We start from the raw sequence: 26,269 nt of genomic DNA on the forward strand, positions 1-26,269 counted from the left end.
TCTTTTTATTGGTTATTGCCATCGTTCTCACGAGGGAGACGGGCTTTACAGCGATAGAGCAATTGCCATGCCTAAATTGAATGTGCGTTCAATAAATCCTGAAAACGACATCGCGGCCTGTCTATATAAGGCGCGCGGCGAGTACGGTTATAAGCGTCATCAATGGCGGCAGGCACCTGACACAGGCGGGCTGTGAGCAGTTCGGTAGCACTTGTGGTAACTGGGCTGCACCGCTTGCGCAACGGGTATCACTACAGGTGCGGATGACGGACGGTCGAGAGGCCTACAGCGGCGAACCCGACAACGGGCGTCTTATCTGTTTGCGACGCGCTAAAAGGTGGCGCGTTTGCGGATCGGTGTTCATTTAACGAGCGGTTTTCGATCCCTGCTACCGCTTGGCCACACCCTGTAGGAACTGCCGAAGGCTGCGATCTTTTGATCTTTCGCTTGCGACTCAATTGTCTGGGGCAAGATCGCAGCCTCGTTGCACTCGACAGCTCCTACGCAGCAGCTTCACCCCCCAGCGGGAGCAAGCTCCCTCGCCACGTGGGTTCCTTACAGCGCCCGGATCAGCATTCCACCGCACTGACCGCCAAGCCGCCCCGCGAAGTCTCTTTATATTTGTCATGCATGTCGGCACCGGTATCGCGCATGGTGCGAATCACCCGATCCAGGGAAATGAAATGCTGGCCGTCGCCGCGCAGGGCCATTTGCGCCGCGTTGATAGCTTTCACTGCGGCAATAGCGTTGCGCTCGATGCACGGCACCTGCACCAACCCACCCACCGGGTCGCAGGTCAGGCCCAGATTGTGTTCCAGGCCGATTTCCGCCGCGTTGCACAGTTGCTCAGGCGTGGCGCCGAGAATTTCCGCCAGGCCCGCCGCCGCCATGGCGCAGGCCGAGCCCACCTCGCCCTGGCAACCGACTTCGGCGCCGGAGATCGAGGCGTTCTTTTTACACAGGATCCCCACTGCCGCCGCCCCCAGGAAATAATCCACCACGTTGGCATCGGTGACCGCTTCGCTGAACTTCATGAAGTAGTGCAATACCGCCGGAATGATCCCCGCCGCACCATTGGTCGGCGCCGTGACCATGCGCCCGCCGGCAGCGTTTTCCTCATTGACCGCCAAGGCGAACAGGTTGACCCATTCCATGGCGCTCAATGTCGAGCCGATGACATTCGGCTTGTTCAGCTCTTGCAGACTACGATGCAGCTTGGCCGCACGCCGGCGCACATTCAAACCGCCAGGCAGGATGCCTTCGTGCTTGAGGCCCTGCTCGACGCAATCTTGCATGGCCCGCCAGAGCACCATCAGGCCACTGCGGATCTCTTCTTCCGAGCGCCACACCTTTTCGTTGGCCATCATCAATTCAGCCACCCGCAGGTTGTGGGTGCGACACAACTCGAGCAGTTCCTCGGCGCTGGAAAAATCGTAAGGCAGCTCGGTGCGGTCCAGATCCACCACACCGCTGGAGGCCTGGGCCTGATCGACGACAAAACCACCGCCGACCGAGTAGTAGGTGTCACGGTGCAACTCACCGTTTTCGCCCTCGGCCACCAGCGTCATCGCGTTGGGGTGGAACGGCAGGTTTTCGTCAATCAGGCGCATGTCCCGGGCCCATATGAAAGGCACCGGCAGGCGACCGTCCAGCTGCAGGGTCTGGGTTTCGCGCAACAGCGCGATGCGCGGGCCGATCTGCGACGGATCGATTGCGTCCGGCCACTCGCCCATCAACCCCATGATCACCGCGTTGTCGCTGCCGTGGCCAATACCGGTGGCCGACAACGAACCGAACAACTGCACCTCGACCCGGCGCACATCATGTAACTGGGCTTTGGCCCGCAGCGCGTCAACAAACAACGCCGCCGCACGCATGGGCCCAACAGTGTGGGAGCTGGACGGGCCGATACCGATTTTGAACAGGTCGAATACGCTGATTGCCATTGCCGAAAATCTCCAGAACGAGCACATCCGGGCGCAGGAGCGCCCGGTGACGGAGCTGCTACGCTCAACGCCGGGATGGCCGCATCATCGGGCTTTTGCCTGGGAGGTCGACGTCTGACACCGACGCAATTATGCCCAGCAACGCCGCCCGGCTTTTACCCAGGTTTTACGCCGTTTTTTTGCAGATCAGAGGGCTGCCGAGGGCGGAAAAAATCTATAAACGACGTCACCGACACTGGATGCGACCCTCCCTGTACTGGATACGACTCACCCTGTAGGCGTCAGATTTGCACTGGTACATGATCGGTTACGGCTCGTTTGCAAGGCCGCGTGTCAGAGAGTGCCCACGCGCCACCAACCGCAACATCCAATTAAGCGCGGTTGTCCTGACCGGACACTGCCGATAAAACACCAGGAGTCCACCCATGAAAGGTTCCACGTCGTTGTTGTTGGCCGCCATGCTGAGTCTTCCGATGCTGGCCAACGCTGCAGAACCCGAACAGTGCAGCACCGTTAACTTCTCTGATGTCGGCTGGACCGACATCACCGTCACCACCGCCACCACCAGCGTGGTACTCGATGCCCTTGGCTACAAGACCAAGACCACCATGATCTCTGTGCCGGTGACCTATAAGTCCCTGGCCGACGGCAAGAACATGGACGTGTTCCTCGGCAACTGGATGCCGACCATGGAAAACGACATCAAGGCCTATCGCGAGGCCGGCACCGTGGAAACCGTGCGCACCAACCTCAAGGGCGCCAAGTACACCCTCGCGGTGCCCCAGGCTCTGTACGACAAGGGTCTGCATGACTTTGCCGACATCCCCAAATTCAAGAAAGAACTGGACGGCAAGATCTACGGGATCGAGCCGGGCAACGACGGCAACCGCCTGATCCAGAGCATGATCGAAAAGAACGCCTTCGGCCTGAAGGACGCCGGCTTCAAAGTCGTCGAGTCGAGTGAAGCGGGCATGCTCTCGCAGGTCGATCGCGCAGCGAAGCGCGGTACCGACGTGGTGTTCCTTGGCTGGGCGCCACACCCGATGAATACCCGTTTCAAGATCCAGTACCTGACCGGCGGCGACGACTTCTTCGGCCCGGATTTTGGCGCCGCCACCGTGGCGACCAATACCCGCAAGGGCTACAGCCAGGAATGCAGCAACGTGGGTCAATTGTTGAAAAACCTTGAGTTCACTGTCGACATGGAAAGCACGCTGATGGGCAACGTGCTCGACGACAAGATGAAGCCTGAGGCTGCCGCCAAGGCCTGGCTGAAGAAGAACCCACAGGTGCTCGATACCTGGCTCGCTGGCGTGACCACCATTGACGGTAAACCAGGCCTGGAAGCCGTGAAAGCCAAACTTGCGCAGTAACTGCTTATGTTATGCCGGGCGGGTTCGCTCGCCCGGGCTGTTTATTCCCTTGCATGCGGACGTTCACTACCATGCTCATTGATCAGAAAATACCTTTAGGCCAGTACATCGCCGGCTTCGTCGAATGGTTGACGCAACATGGCGCCAACACTTTCGACGCAATCGCGCTGTTCCTGGAAACGATGATCCACGGCGTGACGTTTGCGCTGACCTGGTTCAACCCGTTGGCCTTGATCGGCCTCATCGCCTTGCTGGCTCACTTCATCCAGCGCAAATGGGGCCTGACCGTATTTGTCATCGCGTCCTTTCTGCTGATCCTGAACCTGGGTTACTGGCAGGAGACCATGGAAACCCTCGCCCAAGTGCTGTTCGCGACCCTGGTTTGCGTACTGATCGGCGTGCCGCTGGGCATTGTTGCCGCGCACAAGCCGATGTTCTACACAGTGATGCGTCCGGTGCTCGATCTGATGCAGACCGTACCGACCTTCGTATACCTCATTCCTACCCTGACCCTTTTCGGTCTGGGTGTGGTCCCAGGCTTGATCTCCACAGTGGTGTTCGCGATTGCCGCGCCCATCCGCCTGACCTACCTGGGCATCCGCGACGTTCCAGACGAACTGATGGACGCCGGTAAAGCCTTCGGCTGCTCCCGTCGCCAGCTCCTGTCACGCATTGAACTGCCCCACGCGATGCCCAGCATCGCGGCCGGTATCACCCAGTGCATCATGCTGTCGTTGTCGATGGTGGTGATCGCCGCACTGGTGGGTGCCGATGGCCTGGGCAAACCCGTGGTCAACGCACTGAACACCGCCGATATCGCCTTGGGCTTCGAAGCTGGCCTGGCAATCGTACTGCTGGCGATCATGCTCGACCGAATCTGCAAACAACCCGACGCTAAAGTAGGGGGTGACGCATGAGCATAATCCGCTTCGAAGAAGTCGACGTGATCTTCTCCAGGGATCCACGCGAGGCCCTCAAACTGCTTGACCAAGGCATGACCCGCAACGAAATCCTGAAGAAAACCGGGCAAATCGTCGGCGTGGAAAAAGCCAGCCTGGACATCGAGAAAGGCGAAATCTGCGTGTTGATGGGCCTGTCCGGCTCCGGCAAATCCAGCCTGCTGCGCTGCATCAACGGCTTGAACACCGTGAGTCGCGGCAAGTTGTTCGTCGAGCATGAAGGCCGGCAGATCGACATTGCCTCCTGCACCCCCGCTGAATTGAAGATGATGCGCACCAAGCGCATCGCCATGGTGTTCCAGAAATTCGCCCTGATGCCTTGGCTGACGGTGCGCGAGAACATCAGTTTCGGCCTGGAAATGCAGGGTCGGCCCGAAAAGGAACGCCGCAAGCTGGTGGACGAGAAGCTTGAGCTGGTGGGCCTGACCCAATGGCGCAACAAGAAGCCGGATGAGCTCTCTGGCGGCATGCAGCAACGGGTCGGCCTGGCCCGCGCCCTGGCGATGGACGCTGACATTCTGCTGATGGACGAACCCTTCTCGGCCCTCGACCCGCTGATCCGCCAAGGCCTGCAGGACGAACTGCTGGAGCTGCAACGCAAGCTGAGCAAGACCATCGTGTTCGTCAGCCACGACCTCGACGAAGCCCTGAAACTGGGCAGCCGTATCGCGATCATGAAGGACGGCCGGATCATCCAGTACAGCAAGCCGGAACAGATCGTATTGAACCCGGCGGACGACTATGTGCGTACATTTGTCGCCCACACCAACCCGCTCAACGTTCTTTGCGGCCGCAGCCTGATGCGCACCCTGGACAACTGCAAGCGTATTAACGGTTCGGTATGCCTGGACCCGGGCGGCGATTCCTGGCTCGACCTGGCCGAAGGCAACACCATCAAGGGCGCCCGGCAGAACGGCGCGGCGCTGGACCTGCAAAACTGGGCACCGGGCCAAGCCGTCGAAGATCTGGGTCGCCGTCCGACCCTGGTGGACTCCAACATCGGCATGCGCGACGCCTTGCAGATCCGCTACCAGACCGGCAACAAACTGGTGCTTCACGATAACCAGAAAGTCGTCGGGATCCTGGGCGACAGCGAGCTGTACCACGCACTGCTAGGCAAGAACCTGGGCTGAGCCAAGGCCAACAAAAACGCCGCGAGATGATCGCGGCGTTTTTGTTTGGGTGGTGCTAACGGCTAACAACTCTGGGGCTGCTTCGCAGCCCAACGGGGATAAATCCCCTCGCACAACAGTATTCCAGCTATCAAGCGCATTAAGCCTACATGCCAACCGACGAGTGTTATAAAGACATCCCTAAAAGTCCTCGCCCCGGCAAACAGCGACGACTTGTCATAGAACTTATTTTTTGTTGATTGAACGTTCAATCAAAACAAAATAGACTGGCTTTCATTCCGGCAAACGACACTCGTGCGCCGGATGGCCTAAGGAGATGTGCTAGATGCCCAAGGTCGGTATGCAACCCATCCGCCGCCAGCAATTGATCGAAGCCACGTTACAAGCGGTCGATCAGGTCGGCATGGGGGACGCCAGCATTGCGCTGATCGCCCGTTTGGCCGGTGTCTCCAACGGCATCATCAGTCACTACTTTCAGGACAAGAATGGCCTGATCGCGGCCACGGCCCAGTACCTGATGACTGTCCTGAGCGAGAACGTCACCGCGCGCCGCCAAGCGCTGGAGGACCCGAGCCCACGGGCTCACTTGAAGGTAATCATCGAAGGCAACTTCGACGCCAGCCAGGTCAATGGCCCGGCAATGAAAACCTGGCTGGCCTTCTGGGCCACCAGCATGCACCACCCGTCATTGCACAGGTTGCAGCGGATAAACGATCACCGCCTGTATTCCAACCTGTGTTGCCAGTTCCGCCGCGTATTGTCCCTCGATGAGGCACGCAGCGCGGCACGGGGCCTGGCCGCTCTGATTGACGGCTTGTGGCTGCGCGGGGCGCTGTCGGGAGACGCGTTCGATACCGCCCAGGCACATCGGATCGCTTACGAATACATGGATTTCCAACTGGCCAAATCAGGGGTGCCAGAGCACACAGAACCGCTCGATTCCTGAACCGCCGCCGAACTGCGTAGTCAGCTATAGACGACACGCCCGGTGGCCAGCCAACCACTCATGCACTTGCGAGGACTTTATGGCCCGTTTCGAACTGCAAAAACTCTACATCGATGGCGCGTACAGCGATGCCAGCGGCGATGCCACTTTCGAAGCCATCAACCCTGCCAACGGTGAAGTTCTTGCCCAGGTGCAGCGCGCAACGTTCGAGGACGTCGAGCGCGCCGTGGTCAGCGCCGAAAAGGGCCAGAAAGTCTGGGCCGCCATGACCGCCATGCAGCGTTCGCGCATCCTGCGCCGCGCCGTGGACATCCTGCGCGAGCGCAACGATGAGCTGGCCGCCCTGGAAACCCTCGACACTGGCAAAGCCTATTCCGAAACCCGCTACGTCGACATCGTCACCGGCGCCGACGTGCTGGAATACTATGCCGGCCTGGTGCCCGCCATCGAAGGCGAGCAGGTGCCGCTGCGCACCACTTCGTTCGTCTACACCCGTCGCGAGCCGCTGGGTGTGGTGGCCGGTATCGGCGCATGGAACTACCCGATCCAGATCGCCCTGTGGAAATCCGCACCCGCCCTGGCGGCCGGTAACGCGATGATCTTCAAACCGAGCGAAGTCACCTCGCTGACCACCCTGAAACTGGCCGAGATCTACACCGAAGCCGGCGTTCCAGCGGGCGTATTCAACGTATTGACTGGCAGCGGCCGTGAAGTCGGCACTTGGCTGACCGAGCACCCGCGCATCGAGAAAATCTCCTTCACCGGTGGCACCGACACCGGCAAGAAAGTCATGGCCAGCGCCTCGAGCTCTTCGCTCAAGGACGTGACCATGGAACTGGGCGGCAAGTCGCCGCTGATCATCTTCGACGACGCCGACCTGGATCGCGCCGCCGACACCGCGATGATGGCCAACTTCTACAGCTCCGGCCAGGTCTGCACCAACGGCACCCGCGTGTTCGTGCCGAGCCACCTCAAGGCAGCGTTCGAAGCCAAGATCGCCGAGCGCGTGGCACGCATCCGCATCGGCAATCCCGAGGACGAAAACACCAACTTCGGCCCGCTGGTGAGCTTCGCCCACATGGAAAGCGTGCTGGGCTACATCGAGAAAGGTAAGGCCGAGGGTGCACGCTTGCTGTGCGGCGGCACTCGCCTGACCGACGGCGAACTGGCCAAGGGCGCATTCGTCGCGCCGACCGTGTTCACTGACTGCACCGACGAAATGACCATCGTGCGTGAAGAAATCTTCGGCCCGGTGATGAGCATCCTCACCTATGAAACCGAAGAAGAAGTGATCCGCCGCGCCAACGACACCGACTTCGGCCTGGCCGCCGGCGTCGTCACCCGCGACCTCAACCGCGCCCACCGCGTGATCCACCAGCTCGAGGCCGGCATCTGCTGGATCAATGCCTGGGGTGAATCCGCCGCTGAAATGCCAGTCGGCGGCTACAAGCAATCGGGCGTAGGCCGTGAGAACGGGATCAGTTCGCTGAACAACTTCACACGCATCAAATCGGTACAGGTCGAACTGGGCGATTACGCGTCGGTGTTCTGATTCGCCGCAGAACCTGAGGCTGGGGCCGTTGTGGCGAGGGAGCTTGCTCCCTCGCCACAGAGGATATGGCATTCGGCAACCGCGACCTGAACCCAATTCAAAAAGAGGGTGCATTTCATGTCCCAAGAATTCGATTACATCATCATCGGTGCCGGTTCGGCCGGTAACACCCTGGCCACTCGCCTGACCGAAGATGAAGGCGTCACCGTCCTGTTGCTCGAAGCCGGCGGTCCGGACTATCGCCTGGACTTCCGCACACAAATGCCCGCCGCCCTGGCGTTCCCGCTGCAGGGCCGGCGCTACAACTGGGCCTACGAGACCGACCCGGAGCCGCACATGAACGGCCGTCGCATGGAGTGCGGTCGCGGCAAGGGCCTGGGCGGCTCTTCGCTGATCAACGGCATGTGCTACATCCGCGGCAACGCCCTGGACTATGACAACTGGGCCAAGCTACCGGGACTGGAAGACTGGACCTACCTGGACTGCCTGCCGTACTTCCGCAAAGCCGAAACCCGCGACATCGGCCCGAACGACTACCACGGCGGTGATGGCCCGGTCAGCGTGACCACACCCAAGGCTGGCAACAACCCGCTGTTCCACGCCATGGTCGAAGCCGGCGTGCAGGCCGGTTACCCACGTACCGAAGACCTCAACGGCTATCAGCAGGAAGGTTTCGGGCCGATGGACCGCACCGTGACGCCGAACGGTCGTCGCGCCAGCACCGCGCGCGGTTACCTGGACGTCGCCAAGAAGCGCTCCACGCTGACCATCGTCACCCACGCACTGACCGACAAGATCATCTTCGAAGGCAAACGGGCAGTGGGCGTGCGTTACCTGGTGGGCGCCGCCGAAGAGCGCGTCGAGGCCCGGGCGCGCAAGGAAGTGCTGCTGTGCTCTGGCGCCATCGCCTCGCCGCAAATCCTGCAACGTTCCGGCGTCGGTCCGGCCAAACTGCTGGAAAGCCTCGACATCCCAGTGGTCCATGATCTGCCGGGCGTGGGTGAAAACCTGCAGGATCACTTGGAGCTGTACCTGCAATACGCCTGCACCCAACCGGTTTCGCTGTACCCCTCGCTGCTCTGGTACAACCAGCCGGCCATCGGCGCCGAGTGGCTGTTCAACGGCACTGGCATCGGCGCCAGCAACCAATTCGAGGCCGGCGGTTTCATCCGCACCCGTCCGGATTTCGATTGGCCGAACATCCAGTACCACTTCCTGCCGGTGGCGATTAACTACAACGGCAGCAATGGGGTGAAGGAACACGGTTTCCAGGCGCACATGGGTTCCATGCGCTCGCCGAGCCGTGGCCGGATCCAGGCCAAGTCCAAGGACCCGCGCCAGTACCCGAGCATCCTGTTCAACTACATGGCCACCGAGCAGGACTGGCAGGAATTTCGCGATGGCATCCGCCTGACCCGCGAAATCATGCAACAGCCGGCGCTCGATCCGTTCCGTGGTCGTGAGATCAGCCCAGGCATCGACGTGCAGACGGACGAGCAACTGGACCAGTTCATTCGCGAACACGCCGAAACCGCTTTCCACCCGTCCTGCTCGTGCAAGATGGGCAGCGACGACATGGCAGTGGTAGACGGCGAAGGCCGCGTGCATGGCATGCAAGGCCTGCGGGTGGTCGATGCCTCGATCATGCCGATCATCACCACCGGCAACCTGAACGCACCAACGATCATGATCGCCGAGAAAATCGCTGACAAAATCCGCGGCCGCCAACCACTGCCGCGCAGCACCGCGCCGTACTACGTCGCCGGTGACGCGCCGGTGCGTGGTAAGCCGATGCGTGAAGTGGGGCCTACGGCCCAGTAAGCTTTCGCGAACAAGCTCGCTCCCACATTGGATCTGCGGCAGACACAGATTTTGTGCCTGACAGCCGTCAACTGTGGGGGCGGGCTTGCTCGCGATGATGTCCGACCTGACACCCAAATTCCCATCTGCCTTGATCCCTCCCCCGCCCAGGCCTAATCTAGGGCCGCCGCTTCAGTGCGCCGCACCTCGCTGCACCGCCACTCCAGACAAGGAGGTTCCATGTTCGACTTCCACCCCCAGCTCAAGCAGCGTTTTGCTGCCTTGCGCACGGGCGCTGAATTTTTTTCCCTGCGTTATGTGCGCGAGTCTGGCCAGCATTTGTCGGTACGCAAGAATGTCGCCGAACCGCCCAGCCTGGCCCGTGATGAAGGCGCAATGCTCACCGCGCGGGTCAACGGTGTCGAGGCGTATGCCTCCACCAACGACCTGTCCCAGGCCGGCCTGCAGGCAGCGCTGGAGCGGGCCGAGCGACAAGCCCGCCAGCTCAAGCCCCATGCCCTGCTCGACCTGCGCGAGCAAGCGGTGTCCAGTGACCGCGCCGATTACTTCTCGCCCCATTTCGACCAGGCCTTCCCTGCCCTGAGCGATTGCTACCAACTACTCGGCGACGAGTCGGCCGCGGTGCCTCAGGACGAGCGCCTGGTGAACTGGCAAGTCAGCATCGGCCTGACCCAGGTCGAGCAGATCTACCTCAACAGCGCCGGCGCCGAACTGCGCCAGGCCCAGCGTTTTATCTACCCGGCCCTGGAGGTCACCGCCTTCGACGGTCAGGACAGCCAGACCCGCACCTTGGGCCGTGAAAACTTCGGCCAGCAAGGTGGCTTCGATGTCATCAGTCGCTCTGGCCTGATTGGCGCGGGGCCGAGAATCGCCGACCAGGCCCTGCAACTGCTGATGGCACTCAATACCCCGCAAGGCCCGCGGGATCTGCTGCTGATGCCCGACCAGATGATGCTGCAGATCCACGAGTCCATCGGCCATCCGCTGGAGCTGGACCGCATCCTGGGAGACGAGCGCAATTACGCCGGCACCAGCTTCGTCAAGGCCGCCGACTTCGGACACCTGCAATACGGCTCCAGCCTGTTGAACGTGACCTTCGACCCAGACATTCCCGAAGAGCTGGCGAGCTACAGCCACGACGACGACGGTACTGCCGCGAGCAAACAGTTCCTGATTCGTGAAGGCCTGTTGCTGCGGCCACTGGGCGGTGCGCTGTCGCAATTTCGCGCAGGCCTTGCCGGTGTCGCCAACAGCCGTGCCTGCGGCTGGAATCGCCCGCCCATCGACCGCATGGCGAACCTGAACATCGAGCCCGGCGACCAGCCCCTGGAACAACTGATCCAAGGCATCGAGCACGGTGTGCTGATGCGCACCAACCGCTCCTGGTCCATCGACGATGCCCGCAACAAATTCCAGTTCGGCTGCGAGTGGGGCCAGTTGATCGAGAACGGCGAACTCAAGGGCGTGGTGAAAAACCCCAACTACCGGGGCATTTCCGCGCAGTTCTGGAAGAGCCTGCGCGCCGTGGGCGATGCCAGTACCTTCCAGGTCCTGGGCACGCCGAACTGCGGCAAGGGCGAGCCAAACCAGGTCATCCGTGTCGGCCATGCGTCGCCGGCCTGCGTGTTCAGCAACGTTGATGTATTTGGGGGAGATGCCTGATGAGCACCGTCAATAATCAGGCCGGAGCGTTCAAGGCGTTGGTCGACTGGCTGGGCGCTGCCCTGCACGAGCCGGAACAGTTCACCCTCAGCTACGCAGCCGAGTCCTCTGCTTTCGTGCGTTTCAACCACGGCAAAGTCCGCCAGGCCGGGCAGGTGCAACAGGCCAATGTCAGTTTCAAGCTGATTGATGACGGTCGCCACGCCGACTTGCAGATCACCTTGTCCGGCGAGGCCGAGACGGATTTGCAACGCCTGGCCGAGGGCCTGCAACAGTTGCGCGAAACCTTGCCGCTACTGCCCCGCGATCCGTACCTGCTGCTCAACCACAACCGCTGGCAGAGCAACAACGTGCAAGACCACCCACTGCCGGAAACCGAGCAAGCCGTAGCCGAAATCACCCGCGCCTCCGAAGGCCTGGACCTGGTCGGTTTCTACGCCGCCGGGCCTATCAGCCGTGGTTTCGCCAGTTCTTCAGGGGCGTTCGGCTGGCACCAAGCCAACAGCTTCAACTTCGATTTCAGCCTGTTCCATGAAAACGGCCAGGCGGTGAAAGCCAGTTACGCCGGGCATGAGTGGAGCAGCGAAGGGTTTGCCCGGCGCTTCGAGCAGGCCCGCGAGCAACTGGCGTTCCTCGGTCGGCCGCTGCGCACGCTACCGCCCGGCGAATACCGCGCCTACCTGGCACCGGCGGCCCTGGAAGAGATCATGGGCATGCTCAGCTGGGGCGGGTTCTCGGCCCGGGCAATTGCCAGCAAGCAGAGTCCACTGCAGAAGTTCTACGCCAACGAAGCCAACTTCAGCCCCAACGTGTGGCTGAGCGAGCAAGTCAGTGGCTCCTTGAGCCCGGCGTTTTCCGACGAAGGTTATCCGCGCGATGACCTGGCGCTGATCGCCAAGGGCACGGCGAATGCGCGGCTGGTCAACTCCCGCAGCGCCGCCGAGTACGGCCTCACCGCCAACGGCGCCAGCAGCTACGAATACCCCACGGCGCTGGTCATGAACGAAGGCCAGCTGGAGCAAAAAAATATCCTCGAACAGCTCGGCACCGGGTTGTACATCAGCAACCTCTGGTACCTGAATTACTCGGACCAACCGGCCGCGCGCCTGACCGGCATGACCCGCTTCGCCACGTTCTGGGTCGAGAACGGCCAGATCGTGGCGCCGGTCAGCACCATGCGTTTCGACGACAGCGTCTACAGCCTGCTCGGCTCACAACTCGAAGGCCTGACCCGGGAGCGCGAACTGCTGCTCTCGGCCAGCACCTACAGCCAGCGGGCGACGGCCTCGATGCTGTTGCCGGGGGCGCTGGTCAAGCGGTTGACCTTGACCCTGTAAAAAGCATCGCGGGCAAGCCTTGCTCCCACAGGATGATCATCGCTCCTTGTGGGAGCATGGCTTGCCCGCGATGCAGCCACCACGGACACCCTGACTCGAACAAGAGGTCCCATGCCCAACCGTGCACCGCTCGACGCCGTCACCGCCCGCTGGCTCCCGTGGGTCGTGGCGATTGCCTTCTTCATGCAGTCCCTGGACGGGACCATCCTCAACACCGCCCTGCCTGCCATGGCCAGCGACCTGGCGGAAAACCCGTTGCGCATGCAAGGCGTAATCATCGCCTACATGCTCACCGTGGCGCTGCTGATCCCGGCCTCGGGCTGGATCGCCGACCGCTTCGGCACCAAGAAGATTTTCTTCGGCGCAATCCTGCTGTTCAGCTTCGGCTCGCTGCTGTGTGCCTTGTCCCACTCGCTGGGCATGCTGATCGGTGCGCGGGTGATCCAGGGCCTGGGCGGCGCGCTGATGATCCCGGTCGGCAGGCTGGTGGTACTGCGGGCCTACCCGCGTTCGGAGCTGGTGCGGATCATGGGTTTCATCACCATTCCCGGCCTGCTCGGCCCGCTGATCGGCCCGACCATGGGCGGCTGGATGGTGGAGTACCTGACCTGGCACTGGATCTTCCTGATCAACCTGCCGGTGGGCGTGATTGGCTGTTATGCGGTATGGAAGTTCATCCCCGACCTGCGCGGCAGCGAGCGCACCCGGTTCGATGGCCTGGGCTTTTTGCTGTTCGGCGCGGCGATGGTGCTGATCACCATTGCCATGGAAGGCCTGGGGGAACTGCACCTGCCGCACTTGCGGGTGATGTTGCTGCTGTTTGGCGGCATGGCCTGCCTGGCGGCTTATTGGCTGCGGGCCGGGCATGTCGAGAACCCGCTGTTCGCACCATCGCTGTTCAAGACCCGGACCTTCGCCGTGGGCATCCTCGGTAACCTGTTCGCCCGCCTGGGCAGCGGCGCCCTACCATTCCTGGTGCCGTTGCTGCTGCAAGTGGCCCTGGGCTATTCGCCGTCCCAGGCCGGCATGAGCATGCTGCCCCTGGCGGCGGCGGCCATGGTTGCCAAGTCCGTGGCCCGGCCATTGATCGAGCGCTTCGGCTACCGCACCGTGTTGACCGGCAACACCCTGGCCCTGGGCCTGATGCTGGCGAGCATGGGCCTGGTCAGCGAGCAAACGCCATATTGGTTGCTGCTGGCACAACTGGCCGTGTTGGGGGCGATCAACTCGCTGCAATTCACCGCGATGAACACCGTGACCCTGATCGACCTGGACGACGCCAGCGCCAGCAGCGGCAACAGCCTGCTGTCGGTGGTCGCGCAACTGTCCCTGAGCCTCGGCGTGGCCTGCGCCGGCGCCCTGCTCGGCGGCTTCACGGCCCAGGTTGGCAACGATGGGGTCGAGACGGTGCTGGGGGCGTTCCAGTTGACGTTCGTCACGGTGGGGGTCATGGCGATGCTGGCGGCGACGATTTTTTCGCAGTTGTCGAAACAGGATGGGCGGCGGGTCAAGCGGCCGGATGAGCATATCGAGCACTAAGCGGCTTCGTGGCTTGGCGCTTTTTGTGGGAGCAAGGCTTGCCCGCGATACAGGCAACTCGGTTTCCTGAAATATCGCGCCACCTTCGTCGCGAGCAAGCTTTGCTCCCACAGTTCCAGAGCCCCCACAGTTTCTGGATCTGCCATCCCTCAAGACAAGCGTTGCCCTCACAGCTCGTCCAGAACTTTCGAAGAAAGTGGCACGAGGCTGCTACACTGCGCGACATTTTGTTTTGCAGGCCAGTCCCGTGACCACCATTGCCACCGCTTTTAATACTTTGCCGCTGTCCGCCGCCATGCTGGCTAACCTCGAATCACTCGGTTATGCCCAGATGACGCCGATCCAGGCGCAGAGCTTGCCGGTGATCCTCAAGGGCATGGACCTGATCGCCCAGGCCAAGACCGGCAGCGGCAAGACCGCGGCTTTCGGCATCGGCCTGCTGAACCCGATCAACCCGCGCTTCTTCGGCTGCCAGGCGCTGGTGATGTGCCCGACCCGCGAGTTGGCCGACCAGGTTGCCAAGGAAATCCGTCGCCTGGCCCGCGCCGAAGACAACATCAAGGTCCTGACCCTGTGCGGCGGCGTGTCCTTCGGCCCACAGATCGCCTCCCTTGAGCACGGCGCCCACATCATCGTCGGCACCCCAGGGCGCATCCAGCAGCACCTGCGCAAAGGCTCGCTGGTGCTCGATGGCCTCAACACGCTGATCCTCGACGAAGCCGACCGCATGCTCGACATGGGCTTCTACGACGCGATCGAAGACATCATCCAGCAGACCCCAGAGCGCCGCCAGACACTGCTGTTCTCCGCCACCTACCCGGTCGGCATCAAGCAGCTGTCGTCCAAGTTCATGCGCAACCCGCAGCAAGTGAAGGCCGAGGCGTTTCACTCCGACGCGCAGATCGAGCAGCGTTTCTACGAAATCTCTCCCGAAGAGCGCATGGACGCGGTCGTGAAGGTGCTGGCGCATTTCCGCCCGGCCTCCTGCGTGGCGTTCTGCTTCACCAAGCAGCAGGTTCAGGAAACCGTCGATCACCTGACGTCCAAAGGCATCTCCGCCGTCGGCCTGCATGGCGACCTGGAACAGCGCGACCGTGACCAGGTGCTGGCGATGTTCGCCAACCGCAGCACCTCGGTGCTGGTGGCTACCGATGTGGCGGCACGCGGCCTGGACATCGATGCCCTGGACATGGTCATCAACGTCGAACTGGCCCGGGACTCGGAAATCCATATCCACCGCGTCGGCCGCACCGGCCGCGCCGGGGAAAAAGGCATCGCCATCAGCCTGGTGGCGCCGTCCGAAGCCCACCGCGCCCAGGCCATCGAGCAACTGCAGAAGTCGCCGTTGAGCTGGGACCAACTGGACAACCTCAAATCCCAGGGTGGCGGCCCGCTGCTGCCGGCCATGAGCACCCTGTGCATCGGTGCCGGGCGCAAAGACAAAGTCCGCCCCGGCGACATCCTCGGCGCCCTGACCGGCGACGCCGGCATTCCCGGTGCCCAGGTCGGCAAGATCGCGATTTTCGACTTCCAGGCCTACGTGGCCGTGGAGCGCGGCATCGCCAAACAGGCCCTGCAACGCCTGAACGATGGCAAGATCAAGGGCCGGTCATTGCGGGTGCGGATCCTGTAACCGATCTTCCATCCAACGAAGATCCCCTTGTGGGAGCGGGCTTGCTCGCGAAGGCGGTGTATCAGTCGATTCAATGTTGACTGTCACACCGCCTTCGCGAGCAAGCCCGCTCCCACAGTGGTTTTCGGTGAAATTAGAATTTGTGAGAGGACACCGTTTTGCGCTCTACCGAAGTCGTGATCATTGGCGCTGGCGCCGCAGGGTTAATGTGCGCACTGACCGCTGCCGCGCGCGGACGGCAGGTGATGCTGCTGGACCACGCCAACAAGGCCGGCAAGAAAATCCTCATGTCGGGCGGTGGACGCTGCAATTTCACCAACATGTACACCGAGCCGGGCAATTTTCTCTCGCAGAACCCGCACTTCTGCAAATCGGCCCTGGCGCGCTATACCCAGTGGGATTTCATCGCCCTGGTGGCCAAGCACGGCGTGCCCTATCACGAGAAGAAGCTGGGACAGTTGTTCTGCGATAACAAGTCCAGCGACATCCTCGCCCTGCTGCTGGAGGAGTGCGACCAGGCTGGCGTCAAGCTGCACCTGGACACCTCGATCGAGCAGATCGAAAAAACCGCAGGCGGCTACCTGCTGCAAACCACCCTCGGGGCCATCAATTGCCAATCCCTGGTGATCGCGACTGGCGGCCTGTCGATCCCGACCCTGGGCGCTACCGGTTTCGGCTATCAGGTGGCGAAACAGTTTGGTCATGAGCTGCTACCAACCCGCGCCGGTCTGGTGCCGTTCACCATCACCGATCAGCTCAAGACGCTGTGCACCGAACTCTCGGGCACGTCGGTCGATTGCCTGGTGAGCTGCAACGAGCAGAGCTTTCGCGAGAACATCCTGTTCACCCACCGCGGTCTGAGCGGCCCGGCGATCTTGCAGATTTCGTCGTTCTGGGAACCGGGGGACACGGTGCAGATCAACCTGCTGCCGGACCACGACGTGCCGCAATGGCTGCAACAGCAACAGGCCGAACGCCCCAACAGCGAGCTGAAAACCCTGCTGGGCGAGCTGTTTACCAAGAAAATGGCCAACCTGCTGGCGGACACCTGGTTCGTCTCCAAACCCATGAAGCAATACACCCACGCGGAGCTGGCGGACATTGCCGAGAAACTGGCGAGCTGGAACGTCGTCCCGGCAGGCACCGAAGGCTATCGCACCGCCGAAGTCACCCTGGGTGGCGTCGACACCCGGGAAGTCTCGTCCAAGACCATGGAATCGCTGAAAAGCCCGGGCCTGTATTTCGTTGGCGAAGTGCTGGACGTCACCGGGCACCTGGGCGGGTTCAACTTCCAGTGGGCCTGGGCGTCGGGTTATGCGGCGGCGCAGTACGTCTGACCTGACACACATCAACGGTGGGAGCGGGCTTGCTCGCTCCCACAGTCGGTTGGTGGTGTATGCCGGAACACTTTTTGCTGCCAGATGTGATCGCCCCCATTGCGTCGGCGTCATTACTGCCTCAATTTAGCGTCATTGCCCGTCAGGCCCGTGCACTTCATGTCATCGACTTCGTTTAGCCAGTCTCTGCGTCGCCTTTGGGCGTTGGATAAGTTCAGTTATAGCGTGCGGGTGTTCATCGCCCTGACCGGCAGCATGGGGGTGTGCTGGTATCTTGATGAGATGGTGCTGCTGATCCCGCTGTTCCTGGGCATCATCGCCAGCGCCCTGGCCGAGACCGATGACACTTGGCAGGGCCGCCTCAACGCGCTGGCCGTGACCCTGGTGTGCTTCACCGTCGCGGCGCTGTCGGTTGAGTTGCTGTTCCCGTATCCCATCCTGTTCATCATCGCCCTGGCCCTGGCGAGCTTCGGCCTGACCATGCTCGGAGCCCTGGGTGAGCGCTATGGCGCGATTGCCTCGGCCACCTTGATTCTGTCGGTCTATACCATGATCGGCGTGGACCAGCGCGGTGGCGCGGTCACCGATTTCTGGCACGAACCCCTGCTGCTGGTGGCTGGCGCTGCGTGGTACGGCTTGCTCTCAGTGCTGTGGCAAGCGCTGTTTTCCAACCAACCGGTGCAGCAAAGCCTGGCGCGGCTGTTTCGCGAGCTGGGCCGTTACCTGAAACTCAAATCGTCGCTTCTGGAGCCGATTCGTCAACTGGACGTCGAAGCCCGACGCCTGGAACTGGCCCAACAGAACGGCCGAGTGGTCGCGGCGCTGAACGCAGCGAAGGAGATCATCCTGCACCGCGTGGGCAATGGCCGGCCAGGCTCCAAAGTCAGCCGTTACCTGAAGCTGTATTTCCTCGCCCAAGACATCCATGAGCGCGCCAGTTCCTCCCATTACCCCTACAACGCACTGGCCGAGGCCTTCTTCCACAGCGACGTGATGTTCCGCTGCCAGCGCCTGCTGCGCCAGCAGGGCAAGGCCTGCCAGGCGCTGGCCGAATCGATCCAACTGCGCCAGCCGTTCGTCTACGACGCCAGCTTCGCCGAGGCCCTCAACGACCTGCATGCCTCCCTCGAACACCTGCGCATCCAGAGCAATCCGGCCTGGCGCGGCTTGTTGCGATCGTTACGCGCCCTTTCGGCCAACCTTGCCACCATGGATCGCCTGCTCAGCGACGCGAGCAACCCCGATGCCCTGGCCGACGCCACCGACAGCAGCTTGCTGGACCGCTCGCCGCGCAACCTCAAGGACGTCTGGCTACGCTTGCGCACGCAGCTCACGCCAACCTCGCTGCTGTTCCGTCATGCCCTGCGCCTGCCCTTGGCGCTGAGCGTGGGCTACGCCATGGTGCATCTGATCCACCCATCCCAGGGTTATTGGATCATCCTCACCACGCTGTTCGTCTGCCAACCCAACTACGGCGCCACCCGGCGCAAGCTCGGCCAGCGAATCATCGGCACCGCCATTGGCCTGACCGTGGCCTGGGCACTGTTCGATCTGTTTCCCAACCCGCTGGTGCAATCGAGCTTCGCCATTGCCGCCGGGGTGGTGTTCTTTACCAACCGCACGACCCGCTACACCCTGGCAACTGCGGGGATCACCATCATGGTGCTGTTCTGCTTCAACCAGGTGGGCGACGGCTACGGGCTACTGCTGCCGCGACTGTTCGATACCTTGCTGGGCAGCCTGATTGCCGGGCTTGCGGTATTCCTGTTCCTGCCCGACTGGCAAGGCCGACGACTGAACAAGGTGCTGGCCAACACGCTGACCTGCAACAGCATTTACCTGCGTCAGATCATGCAGCAGTACGCCGCCGGTAAAAGCGACGACCTGGCCTACCGCCTGGCCCGCCGCAATGCCCACAACGCCGACGCCGCGCTGTCCACCACGCTGGCCAACATGCTGATGGAGCCGGGGCATTTCCGTAAGGAAGCCGATGTGGGGTTCCGCTTCCTGGTGCTGTCCCACACGCTGCTCAGTTACCTGTCAGGCCTGGGCGCCCACCGCGGCACCGAACTGCCAGCGCAGGTGCGCGAGCACCTGATCGATGGCGCAGGGGCGAAACTGGCGACGAGCATCGACGAAATCGCCCAGGGCCTGGCGAGTAAAACGCCGATTGTGCTCCAAAGCGACGAGGAGGAAGCCCTGGCCAATGAGCTTGAGCAGATGCCCGATGAAATTGACGAAGGCCAGCGACTGGTGCAGACGCAACTGGGGTTGATCTGTCGGCAACTGGGGCCGTTGCGGACCTTGGCGGCGCATTTGATCAAGGACACCAGCGAGGCTTGAGACTGCAGTGAATGGGTCGACCCCTTCGCGAGCAAGCCCGCTCCCACAGGAGTACGCATTCCAAATGTGGGAGCGGGCTTGCTCGCGAAGAGGCCAGTCCAGACCACTCAACCTTCAAGCTCACATCCCGTGCTGCTTGAGCAACCGCGCATAACTGCCATCCGCCTTCATCGCCGCAATCTCCCGATCAAACCCCGCCACGATCTGCTCATGCTGCGGGTTCTTCAGGCTGACCAGGATGTGCAGGCTGTTTTCGCTCAACGGCTTGGGCAGGAACTCCACGGCATTGCGCACCTTGGCCGATTCGCGGGCCAGGTAATAACGGGCGACATATTCATCTTCCAGAGTCAGCTTCACGCGGTCGGCAGCCAGCATGCGCACGGCCATCGCGAAGTTATGCACAGGGACTTTCTGCATTTTCTGGTCTTCATCGAATGCCTTGGAGTAGGCATAACCGCGCACCACGGCGATGGGATAGGCATACAGCTGTGGCAGGTTGTCGAACTCAATCGGCGCATCCTTGCGCTTGAGGAAGCGCACGCGGTTGAGCAGATACTCGGCCGAGAACTGGCCCACATGGGTGCGTTCTTCGCTGTACCAGGCGTTGACCAGCACGTCATAACGCCCCTCTCCGATGCCCAGCATTGCCCGAGCCCAGGGCACCTGCTCGAAATCAGTGGCATAACCGGCCCGCGCCAGGGCCGTGCTGACGATATCGGTCGCCAGGCCGCCATTGACCAGCGTGGAGTCGGTAAAGGGCGGCCAGCCATCGGCGACCAAACGCAACTTCTGCGCATAAGCGTTGTGGCTCAGCAACAGCAACCCGACCAAAGCAAGAGCTCGATGCAATCGCGGCATGCCAAACATCCTTGACGGGTTCAAAGCCCGGTTTGTTTTTAGCCGAAACTCAAGGGATATCCTCAGACATCCGGTCCTAACATTAGCTCATTGAAACCGCTGCACGGCGCTGGATCGAAGATTACACAAAGAAGACAACGCTGCGGCAAAGGAATGATGGCATTTTGGTCTTTATCACAGATTTTTTTACTGGAGCGAGCAAGAGACTTCCGAAGACAGCGCGCTTAATATCGGCATCAGGTTCTCAAGGAAATTCAAAAAATGGACATCGATTGGGTCTGCAAACACCACAGTGACCTGAGCAAGGAACAGCTGTATGCCATCCTCAAATTGCGCGCCGAAGTGTTCGTCGTCGAGCAAAACTGTGCCTACCCGGACGTCGACGGCCTGGATCTGGAGGGCGACACCTGCCATTTGATGGCTTGGCAGGGCAATCACTTGGTGGCCTACCTACGTTTACTCGACCCGCATTCGCAAAACAGCGACGTGGTGATCGGGCGCGTGGTCATCGCACCGCAAGCCCGGGGCCAGGGCCTGGGTCATAAACTGATGGAACGAGCCCTCAAGCAGGCCGAGAAACGCTGGCCTGGTACGTCGATCTCATTGTCGGCACAGGCGCATTTGCAGGGGTATTACGGACGGTATGGGTTTGGCGTAGTGGGTGTGGAATATATGGAAGATGGGATTCCACATATAGGCATGCATCGGCCCTGAGGCCTTCTTCGCGAGCAAGCCCGCTCCCACAGTGGATCTTCAGTGAACACAAATTTTGTGTACGAAGACGATCAAATGTGGGAGCGGGCTTGCTCGCGAAGAGGCCACCCCAGACACAGCCAATGTTCAGGGATACTCAAGCACCGCCTTGATCCGCTGCAGATTCCCCTCGATCCACCCCCGATCAATCGCCCCCCAATCGCGAATCCGATAACACCCGGCATGATTGCGGGCGCCCTGCTCCTGCTCGAACTCACACACAATATCCAGGTCCGCCAGCGCCGCCACGGTATCCTGGGCGGTGCGCCGGGGCATACCGGTGACTTCGGTGAGCGCGGGGACATTGCTGGCCACGCCGCTGTCGATCAGGTAAGCCACATACAAACGACGATAGAAGCTGCTTTTGGTCTTGCTGACATCCATCCAGTCATTCCTTGTGTTGTTGCAGATCACGCCAGGTCAGGTACACCCGCAAGTCGAATTCCAACTGGTGATACCCCGGCAGCATGTGCTCGCAGAGTTGGTAGAACGCCTTGTTGTGGTCCGACTCTTTGAAGTGGGCCAACTCATGCACCACGATCATTTTCAAAAACTCGGGTGCCGCCTCCTTGAACAGCGAAGCGATGCGGATTTCCTTCTTGGCCTTGAGCTTGCCGCCCTGCACCCGTGAAACCGCAGTGTGCAGGCCAAGGGCGCGGTGGGTCAGGTCCAGGCGATTGTCGAACAGCACCTTATCGATGGCCGGCGCGTTACGCAGGTATTGTTGCTTGAGCTCCAGCGCATAACCGTACAGGGCTTTATCGCTCTGGACCGGATGCCGGTCGGGATAGCGCTGGTGCAGGTAATCGCCCAGTCGATCCTGGGCAATCATTTGCTGCACTTGTGCTTGCAGGGCGGCCGGGTAGGCCTGAAGGTATTTGAGCGCGGTCATCGGTGGCAACACAGTCACAAAAGGCCGCCAGTGTAGCGAATTCAGGCCTGCACCGCGCTCCAGTCAAATGGCACGGCAAAGGCATCGGTGTCTTCGGCCATCAACGGTCGCGCCACGAGGAACCCTTGCACGTAGCCACAGCCATGGGCCTTGAGCCAGTGATATTGCTCCGAGGTCTCGACCCCCTCGGCGATCACCCGCAAGCCCAATTGTGTACACAAATCGATCACCGAAGCAGCCAGTGCCGCATCTCGAGGCGAGTCCGGCAGACGGGCGATCAGGTGTCGGTCGAGCTTGAGAGTGTCGAGTTCAAGGTCGCGCAGATGCGCCAGCGAACACGGCCCCGAACCGAAGTCATCCAGCGCCACCCGCACCCCGAGGTGCCGCAGCAGCCGCAACTGCTTATGGGTTTCGTCGGGGTTGCGCATCAGCGCATCCTCGGTCACCTCCACCTCCAGTTGCCGGGGTTTCAAGGCATGGCGGTCCAGGACCTGACGCAATTCGGTCACCAGGTTAGGCATGCCGAACTGGGTACTGCTCAGGCTCACCCCCAACACCAGATCGTCAGCGAACTTGCGCTCCCAGACTTTGCGCTGGGCTGCGCTGCGATGATAGATCCAACTGCCCAACCGGCTGATCAACCGCGCCTCTTCCAGCAACGGCAGGAACAGCCCCGGCGGTACATCGCCGACGCTGGGGTGCTGCCAGCGCAACAACGCCTCGAAGCCACGGATCCGCCCATCTGCGATGGACACCTGGGGCTGATAGACCATATTGAAATCGCGGTTCTCGATGGCCGAGCGCACACTTTCCTCGAGCATCAGCCTTGAACGGGCTCGACCGTTCATTTCGTGATCGTAGAAACGGTATTGCTGGCGGCCGGCGCGTTTGGCTTCGTACATGGCGATGTCGGAAGCGCGCAGCAAACCGTCGAGATTGGACCCGCAATCCGGATACGTCGCGATGCCGATACTGGCCCCCAACGCCACATCCATGCCTTCGATCTGCTGACAGATCGAGACTCGCTCGATGAGCTTTTCCGCGATCTTCGCCGCGTGCTCCGGGAGTTCGAGGTCCAGCAGGGCCGTGAACTCGTCACCGCCGAGCCGTGCCAGGATGTCGAACGGACGCAGGCACGCCTTCAATTGCTCGGACACCCAGCGCAACACTCGGTCACCGGCGTCATGGCCCAGGGAATCATTGACCCGCTTGAAGCCGTCGAGATCCAGATACAGCAACACCCAGTTGCTTTCCAGCCGCTCGCTGCGCATCAGCAGGTTTTCCGCCGTCTGATAAAACCCCCTGCGGTTGAGCAAACCGGTCAGCGGGTCAGTGACAGCCTGGAACTCGAGTTGCTGGTGCAAGTGGCGAACCACCGACATGTCCTGAAGCGTCACCACCATCGCCTTCTGCTCCGAGGGCAGCGGCGCACAGGACAACGCCACCGACACCTGCTGGCCAGGCGCAGTGCGCAGGACGGCATCGTGCACGCGCCAGGTTTCACCACGGCAATAGGCGCGGTGGATATCGGAGTCGACCCATTCGGGGATATGGGGTTTCTGCAGGAAGTCCAGCAACGGCATGCCCTGCAACTGCTCGGCGGTGGCATTGAGCAGCCGACATGTAGACGGGTTGGCGAAGCGGATACAGCCGCTCTCATCCACCACAAGGATCCCTTCGGCGGCATTGTCCAGCACCGAGGCGTTGAACGCCCTGGCGGCCTCCAGATCCTGGCTCAGACGCTGCAAGGCCCGGCGATTGCGCTGGTGCTCCAGCAACGCCTGGACCTTGGGCTTGAGAATCTGCGGGTCGAACGGTTTGAACAGGTAATCCACGGCGCCACTGGCGTAGCCCTTGATCACCGCATCCTGGGATTGTTCGTTGGCGGTCAGGAAAATGATCGGCGTAAGCCGCGTGCGCTGGCTGCCGCGCATCAGCCGCGCCACTTCGAAACCGTCCATATCGGGCATCTGCACATCCAGCAGAACCAAGTCGATCTCGTGTTCGAGCAGCAGATTAAGAGCCTCGATACCCGAGGCCGCCGTTATGACCTTCCAATCCTGACGCTGCAACAACGCTCGCATGCTGAGCAGGTTTTCGGGGTAATCATCAACAATCAATAGGACAGAGCTGTCTTCGCCAAGTGCAGGTTGCGCGCATTCCATGCTGCTTCTCTTATCGGGCGCCACGTCCGCTTTACGTGGCAAAGCGGACAAATACTGTGATCTCACTCTAGACCGTGATTCCGGAAAGCAGTAGGTGTCATCGCGCCATCATCCAGACAAAGCCCGAAATAGCCGACTAACGGTCACCCTCCTCGGGCACAGAAACTGCAACGACACCGCTGACAGACAATTGACGTCAGTCATCCGCCGGGCGGTCATCAAAAAATCTCCATCCTGCGTGATTAATTCGCCCACAAGCGCGAGCTAGAGCCTCTCGCCGGGCGCTCAGCATTTTCACCCCCGTTACGTAGGATCCGACCATGATTGATCTCGCCACCTGGAACCTGAGCATCCCCGAAGGCAGCCCACCGACGACCATCCAAACCTCTCAACTGGTGGAAGGGTTCCAGGACCAGTACTTCCGCGCCGACTCCGGTACGGTGTTTTTCTGGGCACCGGTCACCGGCGCCACGACCGCCAATGCGATTTACCCGCGTAGTGAACTGCGGGAAACCTATAGCAACGGCACCCAGCGCAACTGGTTGTACTCAGCGGCTGATAACAAGCTGGCCGCCACGCTGACCGTCAACCAGGTCCCCAGCACCGGCAAACTCGTCATCGGACAGATCCACGCCAAAGACAGCACCAGCCCCATGGTGAAGCTGGAGTACCAGTACAAAACCTACAGCTCCACCGGCAACATCGTCGCCAAGGTCCGCATGCGCCCCGACGATGAATCGGGCCAGGTCATCACCATCGCCACGGGCATAAAACTCAATCAGTCCTTCTCTTACCTGATCCACCTCAGCCCCGCCGGCGTCCTGACCATCAATGGCGCGGGTTACCAGTGGAGCTCCCCCATCAGCTCGACCTGGAGCGACAAGCCGCTGTACTTCAAGGCGGGCGTGTACGTGCAGGACAACACCGGCTATCCCACCGAAGGCGGCACCGTGACGTTCAGCCTGCTGGATATCGATCACATCTAGACGCTTTGCGTGGCGCCATGGCAGCGACGCAATGCTGCCCGCCCAGGCGACCCTATCAATGCGAAATCGTTCAGGGCGAGTTCGAAACTACCGACTAACGGTTACCCACCCAGGCACAGATGCTGCAAATGGCATATTCGACGGACAATTGACGTCAATCATCCGCCGGACGGTCATCAAAAAATCTCCATCCTGCGTGATCAACACATCCCAAACGCTCGGAGTAGAGCCTCCCGCTTTGGAACTCAGCACTTTTACGCCCGTTACGCAGGATCCGACCATGATCGATCTCAACACCTGGAACTTGAGCATCCCCGAAGGCAGCCCCGCCATCACCATCGAAACGCCTCGGCTGGCCCAGGGGTTCAAGGATGAATATTTCCACTCCGACACCGGCACGCTGTTCTTTTGGGCGCCGGTGACCGGCACCAAGACCGCAAACGCGATTTATCCACGCAGCGAACTGCGGGAAACCTACAGTGACGGCACCTTGCGCAACTGGCTGTATCCGGCGGCGGACAACATCTTGCGTGCCGCCGTCACCGTCAATCAGGTGCCCAGCAGCGGCAAGATCGTCATCGGTCAGATTCATGCCAAGGACAGCACCAGCCCCATGGTGAAACTGGAGTACCAGTACAAAACCTATAGCTCCACCGGCAACATCGTCGCCAAGGTGCGCATGCGCCCCGACGACGAATCCGGCCAGGTCATCACCATCGCCACCGGCGTGAAGCTCGACCGCAGCTTTACCTACATGATCCACCTCAGCCCGAAGGGCGCATTGGGCATCAGCGCGGCGGGTTATAACTGGAGAACCACCATCGACCCATCCTGGAAGGTCAAACCGCTGTATTTCAAGGCGGGTGTGTACGTGCAGGACAACACCGGCTACACCACCGAAGGCGGAAAAGTGACGTTTAGCCTGCTGGAAATCAATCACAACATCTGATCGCTTTTCCTGGCGCCATGGCAGCACGGATGCTGCTTGCGGTGCGCCCCTCAACGCTTGGGCATTCGCCTCTCACGCTCAATCG

The 26,269-nt window shown here is 61.2% G+C and carries 20 protein-coding genes; 15 read left to right on the forward strand and 5 right to left on the reverse strand.

Annotated features, from left to right (window positions below):
• Positions 1 to 569: 569 nt before the first annotated feature.
• Complete coding sequence (locus EPZ47_RS27630) at positions 570 to 1,946, reverse strand: L-serine ammonia-lyase (protein WP_135847550.1); 1,377 nt, start codon at positions 1,944 to 1,946, stop codon at positions 570 to 572.
• 425 nt (positions 1,947 to 2,371) lie between these two features.
• On the opposite strand from EPZ47_RS27630, the gene EPZ47_RS27635 reads away from it, so the two are divergent.
• The 12 genes from EPZ47_RS27635 to yccS all read left to right on the forward strand — a co-directional run bounded on the left by EPZ47_RS27635 (position 2,372) and on the right by yccS (position 19,581).
• Complete coding sequence (locus EPZ47_RS27635; protein WP_135847551.1) at positions 2,372 to 3,319, forward strand: choline ABC transporter substrate-binding protein; 948 nt, start codon at positions 2,372 to 2,374, stop codon at positions 3,317 to 3,319.
• 71 nt (positions 3,320 to 3,390) lie between these two features.
• A complete protein-coding gene (gene choW / locus EPZ47_RS27640; RefSeq protein WP_135847552.1) occupies positions 3,391 to 4,236 on the forward strand; it encodes a choline ABC transporter permease subunit in 846 nt (281 codons plus the stop codon).
• Complete coding sequence (gene choV / locus EPZ47_RS27645) at positions 4,233 to 5,411, forward strand: choline ABC transporter ATP-binding protein (RefSeq protein ID WP_135847553.1); 1,179 nt, start codon at positions 4,233 to 4,235, stop codon at positions 5,409 to 5,411. Before choW ends, choV begins: the two co-directional genes overlap by 4 nt.
• 325 nt (positions 5,412 to 5,736) lie before the next feature.
• Positions 5,737 to 6,357 (forward strand): transcriptional regulator BetI, encoded by a 621-nt coding sequence (gene betI / locus EPZ47_RS27650; protein WP_135847554.1) that lies wholly within the window; start codon positions 5,737 to 5,739, stop codon positions 6,355 to 6,357.
• A gap of 79 nt (positions 6,358 to 6,436) precedes the next feature.
• Positions 6,437 to 7,909 carry a betaine-aldehyde dehydrogenase gene (gene betB / locus EPZ47_RS27655; protein WP_135847555.1) on the forward strand — a complete coding sequence of 491 codons (1,473 nt, stop codon included), beginning with the start codon at positions 6,437 to 6,439 and terminating at the stop codon, positions 7,907 to 7,909.
• 117 nt (positions 7,910 to 8,026) lie between these two features.
• Positions 8,027 to 9,730 carry a choline dehydrogenase gene (gene betA, locus EPZ47_RS27660; protein WP_135847556.1) on the forward strand — a complete coding sequence of 568 codons (1,704 nt, stop codon included), beginning with the start codon at positions 8,027 to 8,029 and terminating at the stop codon, positions 9,728 to 9,730.
• A gap of 219 nt (positions 9,731 to 9,949) precedes the next feature.
• Positions 9,950 to 11,392, forward strand: coding sequence for a TldD/PmbA family protein (locus EPZ47_RS27665; RefSeq protein WP_135847557.1), 1,443 nt, complete (start codon positions 9,950 to 9,952; stop codon positions 11,390 to 11,392).
• On the forward strand, positions 11,392 to 12,729 hold the full coding sequence (locus EPZ47_RS27670; protein WP_135847558.1) for a TldD/PmbA family protein: 1,338 nt from the start codon (positions 11,392 to 11,394) through the stop codon (positions 12,727 to 12,729). The genes EPZ47_RS27665 and EPZ47_RS27670 overlap by 1 nt, the downstream gene beginning before the upstream one ends.
• A 111-nt stretch (positions 12,730 to 12,840) precedes the next feature.
• Positions 12,841 to 14,268, forward strand: coding sequence for a multidrug transporter subunit MdtD (gene mdtD / locus EPZ47_RS27675; protein ID WP_135847559.1), 1,428 nt, complete (start codon positions 12,841 to 12,843; stop codon positions 14,266 to 14,268).
• A gap of 295 nt (positions 14,269 to 14,563) precedes the next feature.
• A complete protein-coding gene (gene dbpA / locus EPZ47_RS27680) occupies positions 14,564 to 15,901 on the forward strand; it encodes an ATP-dependent RNA helicase DbpA (RefSeq protein ID WP_238340361.1) in 1,338 nt (445 codons plus the stop codon).
• A 158-nt stretch (positions 15,902 to 16,059) separates the two neighbouring features.
• A complete protein-coding gene (locus EPZ47_RS27685; RefSeq protein WP_135847561.1) occupies positions 16,060 to 17,238 on the forward strand; it encodes a BaiN/RdsA family NAD(P)/FAD-dependent oxidoreductase in 1,179 nt (392 codons plus the stop codon).
• 159 nt (positions 17,239 to 17,397) lie between these two features.
• The gene (gene yccS, locus EPZ47_RS27690) at positions 17,398 to 19,581 is read left to right on the forward strand and encodes a YccS family putative transporter (protein ID WP_135847562.1); all 2,184 of its coding nucleotides are present in this window, start codon (positions 17,398 to 17,400) and stop codon (positions 19,579 to 19,581) included.
• A 120-nt stretch (positions 19,582 to 19,701) separates the two neighbouring features.
• On the opposite strand, the gene EPZ47_RS27695 is transcribed toward yccS, so the two are convergent.
• On the reverse strand, positions 19,702 to 20,439 hold the full coding sequence (locus EPZ47_RS27695; protein ID WP_135847563.1) for a substrate-binding periplasmic protein: 738 nt from the start codon (positions 20,437 to 20,439) through the stop codon (positions 19,702 to 19,704).
• 261 nt (positions 20,440 to 20,700) lie between these two features.
• Between EPZ47_RS27695 and EPZ47_RS27700 the strand changes: the two genes are divergently transcribed.
• The gene (locus tag EPZ47_RS27700) at positions 20,701 to 21,153 is read left to right on the forward strand and encodes a GNAT family N-acetyltransferase (protein ID WP_135847564.1); all 453 of its coding nucleotides are present in this window, start codon (positions 20,701 to 20,703) and stop codon (positions 21,151 to 21,153) included.
• A 126-nt stretch (positions 21,154 to 21,279) separates the two neighbouring features.
• Here EPZ47_RS27700 and EPZ47_RS27705 read toward each other — a convergent pair whose 3' ends face one another.
• From EPZ47_RS27705 to EPZ47_RS27715, 3 genes are read right to left on the reverse strand one after another with little or no spacing between them, the layout of a single operon-like run.
• Entirely contained in the window at positions 21,280 to 21,576 is a 297-nt protein-coding gene (locus tag EPZ47_RS27705) for a winged helix-turn-helix domain-containing protein (protein ID WP_135847565.1), read from the reverse strand.
• A 4-nt stretch (positions 21,577 to 21,580) separates the two neighbouring features.
• A complete protein-coding gene (locus EPZ47_RS27710) occupies positions 21,581 to 22,084 on the reverse strand; it encodes a M48 metallopeptidase family protein (RefSeq protein WP_135848079.1) in 504 nt (167 codons plus the stop codon).
• Between the two features lie 41 nt (positions 22,085 to 22,125).
• A complete protein-coding gene (locus EPZ47_RS27715; protein ID WP_135847566.1) occupies positions 22,126 to 24,249 on the reverse strand; it encodes a putative bifunctional diguanylate cyclase/phosphodiesterase in 2,124 nt (707 codons plus the stop codon).
• Between the two features lie 320 nt (positions 24,250 to 24,569).
• On the opposite strand from EPZ47_RS27715, the gene EPZ47_RS27720 reads away from it, so the two are divergent.
• Both EPZ47_RS27720 and EPZ47_RS27725 read left to right on the forward strand, forming a co-directional pair.
• Complete coding sequence (locus tag EPZ47_RS27720) at positions 24,570 to 25,235, forward strand: polysaccharide lyase family 7 protein (protein ID WP_135847567.1); 666 nt, start codon at positions 24,570 to 24,572, stop codon at positions 25,233 to 25,235.
• A gap of 280 nt (positions 25,236 to 25,515) precedes the next feature.
• Positions 25,516 to 26,184, forward strand: a complete 669-nt coding sequence (locus EPZ47_RS27725; protein WP_135847568.1) for a polysaccharide lyase family 7 protein — start codon at positions 25,516 to 25,518, stop codon at positions 26,182 to 26,184.
• The last annotated feature ends 85 nt before the right edge of the window (positions 26,185 to 26,269 follow it).

This window comes from Pseudomonas viciae (genome assembly GCF_004786035.1).
GTDB lineage: Bacteria > Pseudomonadota > Gammaproteobacteria > Pseudomonadales > Pseudomonadaceae > Aquipseudomonas > Aquipseudomonas viciae.